This window comes from Rothia sp. BD8, from assembly GCF_044878465.1.
GTDB lineage: Bacteria > Actinomycetota > Actinomycetes > Actinomycetales > Micrococcaceae > Rothia > Rothia kristinae.
In genome coordinates, this window is record NZ_JANJES010000005.1 from 117,819 (window position 1) to 130,186 (window position 12,368).

Annotated in this window: 13 protein-coding genes and 2 tRNA genes; 11 read left to right on the forward strand and 4 right to left on the reverse strand. The window is 71.4% G+C overall.

The window, feature by feature from the left end; translation table 11 throughout:
* Positions 1-9 precede the first annotated feature (9 nt).
* Both NQ707_RS05865 and tadA read right to left on the reverse strand, forming a co-directional pair.
* Positions 10-813 carry a multidrug ABC transporter ATPase gene (locus NQ707_RS05865; protein WP_404435061.1) on the reverse strand — a complete coding sequence of 268 codons (804 nt, stop codon included), beginning with the start codon at positions 811-813 and terminating at the stop codon, positions 10-12.
* Between the two features lie 138 nt (positions 814-951).
* Positions 952-1,452 (reverse strand): tRNA adenosine(34) deaminase TadA, encoded by a 501-nt coding sequence (gene tadA, locus NQ707_RS05870; RefSeq protein WP_404435062.1) that lies wholly within the window; start codon positions 1,450-1,452, stop codon positions 952-954.
* A gap of 39 nt (positions 1,453-1,491) precedes the next feature.
* Between tadA and upp the strand changes: the two genes are divergently transcribed.
* From upp to NQ707_RS05885, 3 genes are all read left to right on the forward strand, one after another.
* Positions 1,492-2,130, forward strand: coding sequence for a uracil phosphoribosyltransferase (upp, locus tag NQ707_RS05875; RefSeq protein ID WP_404435064.1), 639 nt, complete (start codon positions 1,492-1,494; stop codon positions 2,128-2,130).
* 336 nt (positions 2,131-2,466) lie between these two features.
* Positions 2,467-3,252, forward strand: coding sequence for a winged helix-turn-helix domain-containing protein (locus tag NQ707_RS05880; RefSeq protein WP_061225298.1), 786 nt, complete (start codon positions 2,467-2,469; stop codon positions 3,250-3,252).
* Positions 3,253-3,327: 75 nt separating this feature from the next.
* Entirely contained in the window at positions 3,328-3,852 is a 525-nt protein-coding gene (locus NQ707_RS05885) for a histidine phosphatase family protein (protein ID WP_058730751.1), read from the forward strand.
* Positions 3,853-4,071: 219 nt separating this feature from the next.
* Here NQ707_RS05885 and NQ707_RS05890 read toward each other — a convergent pair.
* Positions 4,072-4,160: transfer RNA gene (locus NQ707_RS05890), tRNA-Ser, on the reverse strand.
* A gap of 123 nt (positions 4,161-4,283) precedes the next feature.
* Between NQ707_RS05890 and NQ707_RS05895 the strand changes: the two genes are divergently transcribed.
* Together NQ707_RS05895 and NQ707_RS05900 are read left to right on the forward strand one after the other, a co-directional pair.
* A complete protein-coding gene (locus NQ707_RS05895; protein ID WP_061225299.1) occupies positions 4,284-6,272 on the forward strand; it encodes an FAD/NAD(P)-binding domain-containing protein in 1,989 nt (662 codons plus the stop codon).
* A 43-nt stretch (positions 6,273-6,315) separates the two neighbouring features.
* On the forward strand, positions 6,316-6,630 hold the full coding sequence (locus NQ707_RS05900; RefSeq protein WP_404435066.1) for a hypothetical protein: 315 nt from the start codon (positions 6,316-6,318) through the stop codon (positions 6,628-6,630).
* 62 nt (positions 6,631-6,692) lie between these two features.
* Here the strand turns inward: NQ707_RS05900 and NQ707_RS05905 are convergent.
* Positions 6,693-6,780 (reverse strand) — tRNA-Ser (locus NQ707_RS05905).
* Positions 6,781-6,887: 107 nt separating this feature from the next.
* On the opposite strand from NQ707_RS05905, the gene NQ707_RS05910 reads away from it, so the two are divergent.
* From NQ707_RS05910 to NQ707_RS05935, 6 genes are all read left to right on the forward strand, one after another.
* Positions 6,888-7,943, forward strand: coding sequence for an NAD(P)H-quinone oxidoreductase (locus NQ707_RS05910; RefSeq protein WP_279752293.1), 1,056 nt, complete (start codon positions 6,888-6,890; stop codon positions 7,941-7,943).
* Positions 7,944-8,007: 64 nt separating this feature from the next.
* Positions 8,008-10,317 (forward strand): carbon starvation CstA family protein, encoded by a 2,310-nt coding sequence (locus NQ707_RS05915; RefSeq protein ID WP_081101522.1) that lies wholly within the window; start codon positions 8,008-8,010, stop codon positions 10,315-10,317.
* 29 nt (positions 10,318-10,346) lie between these two features.
* Entirely contained in the window at positions 10,347-10,529 is a 183-nt protein-coding gene (locus NQ707_RS05920) for a YbdD/YjiX family protein (protein WP_196826098.1), read from the forward strand.
* Positions 10,530-10,704: 175 nt separating this feature from the next.
* Entirely contained in the window at positions 10,705-11,040 is a 336-nt protein-coding gene (locus tag NQ707_RS05925; RefSeq protein ID WP_196826086.1) for a hypothetical protein, read from the forward strand.
* On the forward strand, positions 11,001-11,663 hold the full coding sequence (locus NQ707_RS05930; RefSeq protein ID WP_404435069.1) for an alpha/beta hydrolase family protein: 663 nt from the start codon (positions 11,001-11,003) through the stop codon (positions 11,661-11,663). Before NQ707_RS05925 ends, NQ707_RS05930 begins: the two co-directional genes overlap by 40 nt.
* Positions 11,664-11,709: 46 nt before the next feature.
* On the forward strand, positions 11,710-12,336 hold the full coding sequence (locus NQ707_RS05935; protein WP_058730756.1) for an NAD(P)H-binding protein: 627 nt from the start codon (positions 11,710-11,712) through the stop codon (positions 12,334-12,336).
* The last annotated feature ends 32 nt before the right edge of the window (positions 12,337-12,368 follow it).

A 12,368-nucleotide genomic window follows, 5' to 3' on the forward strand; every position in this document is an offset into this window, starting at 1 on the left:
GGTCTTCTCCTAGTTCTCGTTCTCGGCGGTCTGGTCGGCGTCGTCGCCCTCGGGTTCGATCTCCTCGGCCGCGGCCTCCAGGTCGAACAGCTCCTCGAGGGAGAGCATCCGGGTGGGCGGGAGAGGGTCCTCCGCGGGCTGCCGGTGGCGTCCGCCCTCCTCCTCGTCGGCGATGTCGGGTCCGCGCCCGCCCTGCGGGTCCCCCTCGATGGCCACGGGGCCGTACCACTTGTCCGAGACGTGGGGGACGACGGCGATGACGGCGCGCGGGTGCTCCTCGTCCTGGGCCAGCTCCAGCAGGCGGGGGATCCAGGTGACGGAGTAGTGGGCGTGGCGGGAGGGGGTGTCGAAGACCAGCAGGTCCGCCCCGGAGTTGTGCCGGGCCAGGGCGGTCATGAGCCGGATCCGCTGCTCGCCGGTGAGCTGCTCGTCCCAGAGGTTGTTCAGATCCGCCAGGCCGTTCTCCTCGAGCCAGCGCCCGGAGTGGGGACGCTGCAGGAAGGGGTGGGGCATGTAGGAGAGCATCTCGGAGACGTAGTCGCGCACCCGCATGTGCTTCTCCATCTCGTTGAGCTCGGGGGCGTCCACGATGCTCGCGTGCCGGCGCAGGGCCTTGCGGGAGGACTCCTCGTTCCAGGTGATGGATCCGGACTCCGGTTTCATGCGCCCGGTGAGCACCAGGGCCAGGGCGGTGCGGGTCAGCTGTCCGGAGGCCTGCAGCAGCAGCAGCTCTCCGGGGGTCACGTCCAGGGAGGTGCGCTGGATCAGGGGGGCGTGGCGCCCCTTGGCGGTGATGTTCTCGGCGTGCAGCACGGCGGAGGAAGCCTCCAGGGTGGGGGTGGGATGGGTGGCGGTGCACGCCCGGCGTCGAGCGCGCGTCGTCGAGCAGAGCACCACTCTAGTTGAACTGACCGGTCAGTTCTAGATCGGAGCCCCGAATGCTTTGTGAGGTTATGCACCCGGGCGGCGGGCCGCGAAGAACTCCCGCAGCAGCCCCGCGCACTCGGCCTCCCGGACCTCGGGCAGCACCTCGGTCCAGTGGTTCAGCCGCCGCTCCCGCAGCACGTCGAAGACGGAGCCTGCGGCGCCGGCCTTCTCATCCCAGGCGCCGAAGACCACGCGGGGGACCCGGGCCAGTACGATCGCGCCCGCGCACATCGAACACGGCTCCAGCGTCACCGCCAGCGTGCACCCCGTCAGACGCCAGGTGCCCAGTTCCCGGGCCGCCTCGCGGATCGCGAGGATCTCCGCGTGGGCCGTCGGATCGGCGTCGGCTTCCCGGCGGTTGCGCCCCCGGCCGATGATCCTCCCGTCCGGACCGATCACCACGGCCCCGATCGGCACGTCGTGAGTCTCCAGGGCCGCTCGGGCCTCGCGCAGCGCCGCGTCCATCCAGCGCTCGGACTCGGACGGGGTGGGGGCGCGACGCGCCGGGGGAGGGGGGCTGGCCATTCCACCATTGTCGGGCATCGCCTGCGATAGCGTGGGGCCATGCGCGTCACGATCCTGGACCACCCGCTCGTCTCCCACAAGGTCACCGTCCTGCGCGATGAGCGCACCTCCTCCCCGCAGTTCCGGGCCCTGGTGGATGAGCTCGTGACCCTCCTGGCCTACGAGGCCACTCGCAGCATCCGTGTGGAGCCGGTCACCGTGCGCACCCCGGTGGCCGAAGCCCGGGGGGTGGGCATCTCCCGGCCCCGTCCGCTCGTCGTCCCGGTGCTGCGCGCCGGGCTGGGCATGCTCGAGGGGATGACCCGGCTGATCCCGACGGCGGAGGTCGGGTTCCTGGGCATGGCCCGCAACGAGCAGACCCTGGACATCGTCACCTACGCCGAGCGCCTGCCGGATGACCTCACCGGACGCCAGGTCTACGTGCTGGACCCGATGCTGGCCACCGGCGGAATCCTGATCGAGGCCATCCGCTTCCTGCGCCAGCGCGGGGCGGACCACATCACCTGTGTGTGCATCCTCGCCGCCCCGGAGGGCATCGCCGCTCTGGAGGAAGGGGTTGCGGATCTGCCGGACGTGGATCTGGTGCTCGCGGCGCGGGATGAGCGGCTCAACGAGAAGGCCTATATCGTCCCCGGGCTGGGGGATGCGGGGGACCGGCTGTACGGCGTCGTGGACTGACCCGGCGCGGGTGAATCGGATACGATCGCGGGAGCCCTTGACAGCTTCGCGATGCTGTGATCTCGAATCCCCTCGGGGGGCTCAGGGCGGAGGGAGCTCCGCTCCGCAGCCCGAGCTGCCGCGGTGGAGACGCCCTGCGCTCCGGTGCCCCCGGGTGTGCGGTACGTGCCGTCGAGGCTGCATAGGCTGTCGGATCCCCCACATCCATCTCACGATGCGAGATAATTGCGGGCATGTTACTTGCGGCTGGTGCGGGTTCGGACGACGATGGACGCGACGGGTTCTCCCGACGGCGGACCCGTCGCCCCGCAGACCCCACGAAGAGACGAGACTCCGATGTCAGGCGCCCCCGGTTATGTCCACATCTCCCAGCGCAACCGCGTGGTCCCGGCGCGGGGGATGCGCGGGATGGCCGCTCCGGTGAGCGGGCGCGGCGCCGTCGGCGAACCCTCCTCCTACCACTCCCTGCGCTCCGGGCCGCGCCCCGTCGCCTCGAACGCCGCCCCGGGGGCCACGGATCACGAGGCCCGCGGCTTCGTGCTGTACGTGGGCCTGAACGAGGACGTCGCGGCGGAGAACGGCACCTCCCTGGTGCGCATGGTCCAGGACATCCGCGCCTACGCCCAGACTCTGGTGCCCCAGGCGGAGTCCTACGCCGCCGTCGCGATCGCCCCCACCGGCACCGACGGCTCGGACCTCGAGGTGGTGCGCGACGCGCTGGGCGATCCGACCACCCCGCGCCACCAGGCCGAGGTCGGCGCGCAGCAGGGCTTGGGCCCCGAATCCTCGCCGAGCCGGCCCGCCGGCGTGCTCATCGACCTCTCCCGCCGCGAGGTCTTCCTGGACGGGGAGGTCCTGAACCTCACCTACAAGGAGTTCGAGCTGCTGAACTACCTGGTGGAGAACTCTCGGCGCACCGTGAACCGCGAGGAGCTGCTGAGCTCCCTGTGGCGCGACGCCGAGGAGACCCCCAATGAGCGCACCATCGATGTGCACATCCGGCGCCTGCGCTCCAAGCTGGGGCGCCTGGCCAACACGGTGCGCACCGTGCGGGGGCAGGGCTACCGGTTCTACGAGCACCCCGAGGTCATCGTCTGGGCCGCCCCCGAGTACTCCATCTGATCCCGGTTTCGCACCGCCGTCTCCCTGGCGTGCGCTGCGCGGGCGCCGGGCGGGGATCATCCCTAGACTGACGCCATGAGCTCTCCGACCTCCCTGCCGAAGACCCTCGTGATCATGCGCCACGCCGAGGCGGACATGCCCTGGGGGACCGGCGACTTCGACCGCCCCCTGACCCGGCGCGGTCGGGAGCAGGCCCCGGCGGCCGGACGGTGGCTGCTGGAGCACGGCGCGGTCCCGGAGATGATCCTGTGCTCCGCCGCCCTGCGCACTCGGCAGACCTGCACGTGGGTCGCCGATGCCCTGGGCGATGAGGCGCCCACGGCGAGCCTGGACGAGCGCCTGTACAACTGCTCCCCCGCCACGCTGCTGACGGCGGTGAACCGGGTCCCGGAGACCGTGGACTCCCTGCTGGTCATCGCCCACTACCCGGCGGTGCAGGAGGTGACCGAGCGCCTGGCCTCCCGGGACTCGGACTACGACGCCGTGATGGACGCCTCCGCCGGTTTCCCACCGTCGTCCCTGGCGGTGTTCTCCTTCGACGCCGACTGGGCCGCCCTGGACGGCGCCGACGCCCGCCTCACCGCCTTCGCCGCCTTCTGAGGCACGGGCCCGGCGTCGGCCTTGGGCGGCGTTCGGGTGCGAGGTTCGTGCTGAGGTGCGCGGTTCGTGTTGGGGATGCCGCACGGCGGGAGGCATCTCAGCACGAACGCCGCATCTCAGCCAGCCGATGTTATCGATCAGCTATCACGCGTCCCTCCAGGACGCGAAGAAGGCCCTCGGATCCCTGTTATAGCAGGGATCCGAGGGCCTTCCCTTCGGCGGAGACGGGGGGATTTGAACCCCCGGTCCGGTGTTAGCCGGACCCTTCATTAGCAGTGAAGTCCATTCGGCCGCTCTGGCACGTCTCCGTGTGCTCTCCCGGGGGTCGGGCGGAACCACATCCGGGAGAACAGCTCTTCCAGCGTACCGAGTGCCCGCGAGCCAGGTCAAAACCCCCGGTGCTGAGCTCGCGCCCCCGATAGGCTGGGGATATGGCCAGAAAGCAGCGGATCGTCATCGTCGGAGTCGGCCCGCGCGGACTGTCCGCGCTGGAGCGCATCGTCGCCCGGGCGGCCGCGCATCCGGAGCTCGCCGCCGAGGTGCACCTGGTGGACCCCTTTCCGCCGGGGGCGGGGCACGTGTGGCGCACGGACCAGTCCCGCCTGTACCTCATGAACACCCCCGCGTTCTTCCCCACCGTGGTGCCCAGCGACCGGACCCTGGCCACCGCCGAGGGGCCGACCCCGCCCGCGCCCGTGCCGGCCGTGGCCGGGCTGACCTTCGCCCGGTGGCGACAGCTGCTGGCCGAGGACCCGTCCCGCGCCGTCGTCGGGCTGTCGGAGGAGGACGTCGCCGAGCTGCGCGCGATGGGACCCTCCGGGTTCCCGTCCCGCAAGATCTACGGGACCTACCTCTCGGATGTGCACGCCCGGCTGATGGGCGCGCTGCCCGCCGGGATCGGGGTGTCCCACCACGCCCAGGAGGCGGTGCGGGTCGCCGCCGCCGGGCCCCGCGCGGATCGGCCGTACCGGGTGGAGCTGGGCGACGGCGTCGTGCTCTCCGCCGATGCGGTGATCCTGGCCCTGGGGCACACGGACGCGACCCTGCGCGATGACCAGCAGGACCTCATGGAGTTCGCCGCCCAGCACGGGGCCCGCTACCAGCCCCCGGCCGTTCCGGCGGATGTGCGCTGGGGCGCGCTGCCGGCCGGGCGCAACGTGCTGGTGCGCGGGATGGGACTGAACTTCCATGACGTGCTGACCCGGGTCACCGAGGGCCGCGGCGGCGTCTTCGAGGAGGACCCGGCCGACTCCCAGCGGCTGATCTACCGGCCCAGCGGCCGGGAGCCGAAGATCTGGGTGGCCTCCCGCCGCGGGACCCCCTACCGGGCCAAGGCCGTGCTGGACAGCTACTACCCGCCGTCGGTGGACAACCGCTTCTTCACCCGCGAGGTCGTGGACCGAACGCGCGCGGCGGCGGCCGAGCAGGGCCGGGAGGTGGACTTCGAGGCCGAGTACTGGCCGCTGATCCGCCGGGACGCCCAGTGGAACTACTACCGCACGCTGGTGCGCACCGACCCCGACGCCGTGCAGGGGGACCCGCAGGAGTTCCTGCGGGAGGTGGAGCGGATCCTGACCGATCCGGACCAGGGCTCCTGGTGGGCCAGGATGGATCGGTTCGCCGCGCAGCGGGTGCAGGAGCGGCTGATCCTGCGGCCGGAGCGGCTGATGCGCCCCTTCGCCGGGGTCAGCTTCGACTCCCACGAGGAATACGCCGCGGCCTTGGTGCACTTCCTGGACCGCGACGTCGCCGCCTCCTTCGCCGCGCAGGACAGCCCGCTGAAGATGGCCATCGGCTCCCTGAACCTCGCCCGCGCGCTGGCCAAGCACGCGGTGCGCGACCGCGGCATCTCGGGGGAATCCTGGCTGCGGGGGCTGGAGCGCAGCTTCGGCGCCCTGACGGACGGTCTGGCCTCCGGCCCGCCGGTGCTGCGGATCCAGCAGACGGCGGCCCTGGCCCGCGCCGGAATCCTGCGCTTCCTCGGCCCGGACCCGGTGTTCTCCACCGATCCGGAGACCGGGTGCTTCGCGGCCTCCTCCCCGTGGGTGCGCGACGAGCCGGTGGAGGCCACATGGATGGTCGAGGCCCTCGCCCCGGCCAACGACGTGCGCGCCAGCACCTCTCCGCTGATCGGGGGACTGTTCGAGGACGGGCTGGCCCGGCCGTGTCCCCTGCGTCTCGGGGACGGCGCGGCACCGACGCCTGGGCGCGGCTTCGACGTCACGGCCTCCCCGTACCGGCTGATCCGGGCCGACGGCGCCCCGGAGCCCGGGGTCTACGTGCTGGGTCTGCAGCTGTCCTCCGCGCAGTGGGGCACGGCGATCGCCGCGCAGACCGACGCGGAGCTGGCTTTCAGCGCTTCGACCCTGGCCGACGCCGAGGCGGCGGTCGCCGCGATACTGGGCCCGGTGGGCGCATGAGCGGGTCGGCATATTTTCGGATGTTCATGGAAGGGGGCCGGCCATGCTGAAGCACCGCGACGGAGAGCCGCGTCGTCCGGAGCGGCCTCGGCGGCCCGGCACCGAGAGGTGGTCCCTGGTCCTGTTCCTGCTGGCCACGGCCCTGACGATCGCGGTGCCGTGGCTGGTGGGGCTGACCCCCGGGCCCACCAGCGCGGCGGCGTTCATGCTCATGGTCGGGCCGCTGGTGCTGGGACTGGCCGGGGCGCGCCTGGCCCTGGAGACGCGCAGCATCCCGCTGGTGCTGCTGAACACCGCGGCGGCGTTCCTGTTCATGCCCATCGACTCGGTGATCGTGAACATGACCGCCGGGGCCTGAGAACGGAGGCGGCCCGGGGCGCGCCCACGATCGGATGGGGCGCCCCGGGCCGGGATCGGGAGCGGAAGCTGAGGGATTCGAACCCTCGGTACGGGGTCGCCGCACACCGGTTTTCAAGACCGGCTCCTTCGGCCGCTCGGACAAGCTTCCAAGTCAGCGCCGGGTTCCAGCCAGTAGGATGGAGGTTCGACTCGACGCGGTAGCCCATCTTACCGGCCCCGCTGGAAAGCTGTCACGGAAAGCGAGACCCCATCCCCATGCGAGCAGTAGTGGAATCCCGCCACGGCGGCCCCGAGGTCCTGGAGGTCACCGAGATCCCGGATCCGGCCTGCGGTCCGCAGCAGGTCCTCATCCGCGTGCACGCGGCCGGCATCAACCGCGCCGACGTCCTGCAGCGCCAGGGGAACTACCCCATCCCGCCGGGAGCCACCTACATCTACGGCCTGGAGGCGGCCGGCACGGTCCTGGAGATCGGCCGGGAGGCGGAGGGGCACCACGGGCTGAAGGTCGGGGACCCGGTGATGGCCCTGCTGGACAGCGGCGGCTACGCCGAGAAGGTCGCCGTGCACCACGCCCAGGTCATGCCGATGCCGGAGGACCTGGACTTCGTGCAGGCCGCGGCCCTGCCGGAGGTTGCCGCGACCGTGTGGTCCAACCTGTTCGTGACCGAGGGGCTCAGCCCGGACGGGCCCAACGACGACGAGGAGTTCGTCCTCATCCACGGCGGCACCGGCGGCATCGGGATGCACGCGATCCAGCTGGTCCGCTCCCTCGGCTACCGGGTGCTGACCACCGTGGGCAGCCGGGACAAGGCCGAGCGGGTCCGCCGGCTCGTCGCGCAGCAGGACGAGACCATCCGGCTCACCGGCGCCCACCAGGCCGGGGACGTGCGCGTCATCGACTACACCCGCGAGGACTTCGCCGCGGTGGTCCGGGAGGCCACCCGCGGGGTCGGGGCTGCGGCGATCCTCGACGTCGTCGGCGGGAAGTACCTGCAGGCCAACGTGGACTCGCTGTCCTGGCGCGGACACCTGGTGATCATCGGGCTGCAGGGCGGGGCGCGGGGCGAGCTGGATCTGTCCGCCCTGATGTCCAAGCGGGCCAGCATCACCGCGACGACGCTGCGCGTGCTCTCCCCGGAGGCCAAGGGGGAGATCCTCAGCGACCTCTCGGAGACCGAGCTGCCTCTGCTGGAATCCGGGGTCATCGACCCGATGGTGGACCGGGTGTTCCCCCTGGAGCGGGTGCGCGAGGCCCACGAGTACTTCGACTCCGGGGAGCACCGCGGGAAGGTCGTGCTGCGTCTGGCGTGACGGGGGTCTCGCCTGTGCCACAATGGTGGGGCACATCATCCGCACGAGGAGTCGACGGAGACCCATGAGCACCACCGCGCCCGCCGCCCCGCCCGAGGACCGGGCCCCGCAGGACCAGCCGCCCAACCACGTCGATCCCGAGGTCCTGGCCGCGGAATCCCGCCGGTGGACCCCCGCCCGGATCGCCGTGTGGGTCGGCGTCGGGCTGCTCGGCGGGCTCGGGTGGACCATGCTGGCCCTGGTGCGCGGGGAGACCGTCAACGGCATCTGGTTCGTCTTCGCCGCGGTGTGCAGCTACCTCATCGCCTACCGCTTCTGGTCCACCTACATCCAGGACAAGCTGGTCCGCCCGGATGACCGGCGCGCGACCCCCGCCGAGGCGCAGGAGGACGGCCGGGACTACATGCCCACGGACCGGCGGGTGCTCTACGGGCACCACTTCGCCGCGATCGCCGGGGCCGGTCCGCTGGTGGGTCCGGTGCTGGCCGCCCAGATGGGCTACCTGCCGGGGACCATCTGGATCATCGTCGGGGTGATCTTCGCCGGGGCCGTGCAGGACTACCTGGTGCTGCACTTCTCGATGCGCCGCGGCGGGCGCTCCCTCGGGCAGATGGCCCGGGACGAGTTCGGGCCGATCGGGGGGTTCGCCGCGATCCTGGCGACCCTCGCGATCATGATCATCATCACCGCGATCCTCGCGCTGGTCGTGGTCAACGCGCTGGCCGAATCCCCGTGGGGCGTGTTCAGCGTCGGCATGACGATCCCCATCGCCCTGTTCATGGGGGTGTACCTGCGCTGGCTGCGGCCCGGGAAGGTCATGGAGATCTCCCTGATCGGCTTCGCCCTGCTGCTGGCCGCGATCATCGCCGGCGGCTGGATCGCGGGCACGGAGTGGGGCCGGGCCCTGTTCACCCTGGATAAGGTGACCCTGGCCTGGTGCGTCATCGGCTACGGCTTCATCGCCGCGATCCTGCCGGTCTGGCTGCTGCTGGCCCCCCGGGACTACCTCTCCACATTCATGAAGGTCGGCACCATCGTGCTGCTGGCCGCGGGGATCATCCTCGTGCGCCCGGAGATCTCTGTCCCCGCCTTCTCCGAGTTCGCCTCCCGCGACGACGGCCCCGTGTTCTCCGGCTCCCTCTTCCCGTTCCTGTTCGTCACCATCGCCTGCGGGGCGCTGTCCGGCTTCCACGCGCTGATCGCCTCCGGCACCACGCCCAAGCTCGTGGAGAAGGAGCGCCAGACCCGCTTCATCGGCTACGGCGGGATGCTCATGGAGTCCTTCGTGGCGATCATGGCGCTGGTGGCCGCCCTGACCGTGGACCGCGGCGTGTACTTCGCGATGAACTCCGGGGCCGGGGCCACCGGCGGCACCGTCGAGGGGGCGGTGGCCTTCGTGAACTCCCTCGGCCTGACGGGGGTGCACGTGACCCCCGAGCTGCTGGACGGCACCGCCCACGCGGTCGGGGAGCACTCGATCGTCTCCCGCACCGGCGGCGCGCCGACCCTCGCGGTGGGCATGGCCGGGATCATGCACCAGCTGATGCCGAGCCTGGACCTGATGAGCTTCTGGTACCACTTCGCGATCATGTTCGAGGCCCTGTTCATCCTCACCGCGGTGGACGCCGGAACCCGGGTCGCCCGCTTCATGCTGCAGGACTCCCTGGGCAACGTGGTGCCGCGGTTCAAGGATCCCCGCTGGCGGCCCGGGGCGTGGCTGTGCACCGCGGTGATGGTCGCCGGTTGGGGGTCGATCCTGCTGCTGGGGGTCACGGACCCGCTGGGCGGGATCAACACGTTCTACCCGCTGTTCGGCATCGCCAACCAGCTGCTGGCCGCGATCGGGCTGGCCGTGTGCCTGGCGATCGCGGCGAACAAGGGGCGGGCCCGGTACCTGTGGATCATCGCGGTGCCGCTGGCCTTCGACGTCGTGGTCACCACGGTGGGCTCCTGGCAGAAGATCTTCTCGGCCAACCCGAAGATCGGCTACTGGGCCAATCACGCCGCGGCCAGGGAGGCGCTGGACTCCGGTGCCGGGACGTACGGCACCGCGAAGACTCCGGAGGCGATCGCGGCGGTGGTGCGCAACACCGCGGTGCAGGGCACGCTGTCCGTGCTGTTCGTGGTGCTGACCCTGATCGTGGTGGCCTGCTCGGTGGCGGTCACCCTCCGGGCGCTGCGCGGCCGGCCGGGCCCGGACCGCGACGACCCGTTCGTCGCCTCCCGGATGTACGCCCCGGCGGGTCTGATCCCAACCCGCGCGGAGAGGGAACTGGAGAAGGAATGGGCCGCGTTCGACGCCGCCCGCCCGCGGGGCGGTGCCGGGGGCAGTTCCGGGGCCGGTACCGATGCCGGTGCGGGGGCCGACCGGTGAGCGGGGGCCGCGGCGGGATGGGTCTGCTGATGCGGCTACGCGAGTCCGCTCCGGTGCGCTTCGCCGCCGGGGTGCTCGGGGCGGACAAGTATCGGGGCTACCTGGAGTACCACCGCCGAGCAGGCCTCGCCGATCCGCCGATGACCGAACGCGAGTACTGGCGCCGCCTGGCCGAGCACCAGGAGGCCCACCCGGGGGCTCGCTGCTGCTGAAACCGCCCGCCTCTCGCCGCGGCGTCGTCGTCATCGGGTCCGTTTCCGCCCAGAGGGCATCTCCCGGAACGGGGTTGCCCGGGTGCGGAGCCGTCCGAGACAGTGGTCTCGGAGAACCTGGACCCCGGGTCGCACGGGCTCGACCCCGTGAGGAACCACAGCCCCTGGAGGGATCATGACGGAGAAGAACATCGGGCAGCACGACGCCGCGGCCCCGCAGCCGGGCGATGCCACCCTGGAGCAGCTGGTGGACCAGTACGCGCAGATGTTCGCCACCGGGGTGCGCACCCCGGTGCTCAAGCGCCCGGACGACTACGGCATGGCCTTCGAGGAGGTCACCTTCCCCTCCCTGGACGGGGTGCCGCTGGAGGGCTGGCTGATCCCGGCGGATTCGGATCGGCTGCTGATCATCAACCACCCGATGACCTGCAACCGCTACGGCTTCCCCGGCCATCTCGCCCCTACGACCAGATGTTCGGCGGCTTCGAGGTGGACTTCCTGCCGGAGCTGAAGCACCTGCACGAGGCCGGGTACACCATCCTCACCTACGATCTGCGCAACTGCGGGCTGTCCGGTCAGGGCAACGGCGGCTTCTCCGGGCTGGGTCTGCTGGAGGCGCGCGACGTCGTCGGCTCCATGCGCTACGCCCGCTCCCGCGAGGACCTCGCGGGGATGAAGCTGGGCCTGTTCAGCCGCTGCATGGGCGGGAACTCCACGATCATCGCGATGGACCGCTGGCCGGAGGAGTTCCGGGACGTGCAGGCGCTGGCGGTGCTCAACGTGGTCTCCGGGCGCACCTTCGTGGAGCAGGGCGCGCGCAACATCGGAGCGGATCCGCGGGAAGCGGTGGCGCGGCTGAGCGAGAAGCTGCTGCAGACCAACGGCATGCGCCTGGCCGAGGAGACCCCGGCTCCCCACGCGCCGGCGGTGAAGGTGCCGACCCTCATGGCGCAGCTGCACCGGGACTTCCTCATCGACGCCGACGGCGACGGGCGCGAGATCTTCGAGGCCCTGGGCGCGGAGGACAAGGAGCTGTTCTGGATCGAGGACTCCAACCAGCGGTTCTACGCCTACAACCACTTCGGGCAGCACCCGGAGAAGCTCATCGGGTTCTTCGACGAGAAGATGGCCTGATCGGGCCTCAGGTCCGGTGGAAGCACAACGAGAGAAGGAGACGACGATGACGAAGGTGCTGGTGCTCGGAGCCGCGGGGCGGATCGCCCGGCAGGCCATCCCGATGCTCGACGCCGCAGGCGCCCAGCTGACCCTGTACGCCCGGGACGCCTCCCGGGTGCAGGCCCCGGCCGGAGCCCGCGTGGTGGAGGCCGATGTGAAGGACGAGGGTGCGCTCGCCGAGGCCCTGGCCGGCCAGGACGTGGTCTACGCGAACCTGGGCGCGGACCTGGACGTGCAGGCGGGGATCCTGGTGGAGGCGATGGGCCGGGCCGGGGTCTCCCGGCTGATCTTCGTGGACGCCCTGGGCATCTACGACGAGCTGCCGCCCGCGTTCAACGACTGGAACCAGTCCATGATCGGGGAGCCGCTGAAGGTGTTCCGCCGGGCGGCGGACACCGTGGAGGCCTCGGATCTGGAGTGGACCATCCTGCGCCCGGCCTGGCTGACCGACGCCGATGAGGTCGACTACGAGCTGACCGGCCGGGAAGAGACCTTCCGGGGCACCGAGGTGTCCCGGAAGTCCGTGGCCGCCTTCGTCGCCGAGCTCGCGGCCCACCCGCAGGAGCACGTCCGGGAGAACCTGGGACTGGGCAAGCCCGGCACCGACGGCGACAAGCCCTCCTGGTACTGACGCCCCGGGGGTCAAGCACCTGCGCTGAGGTG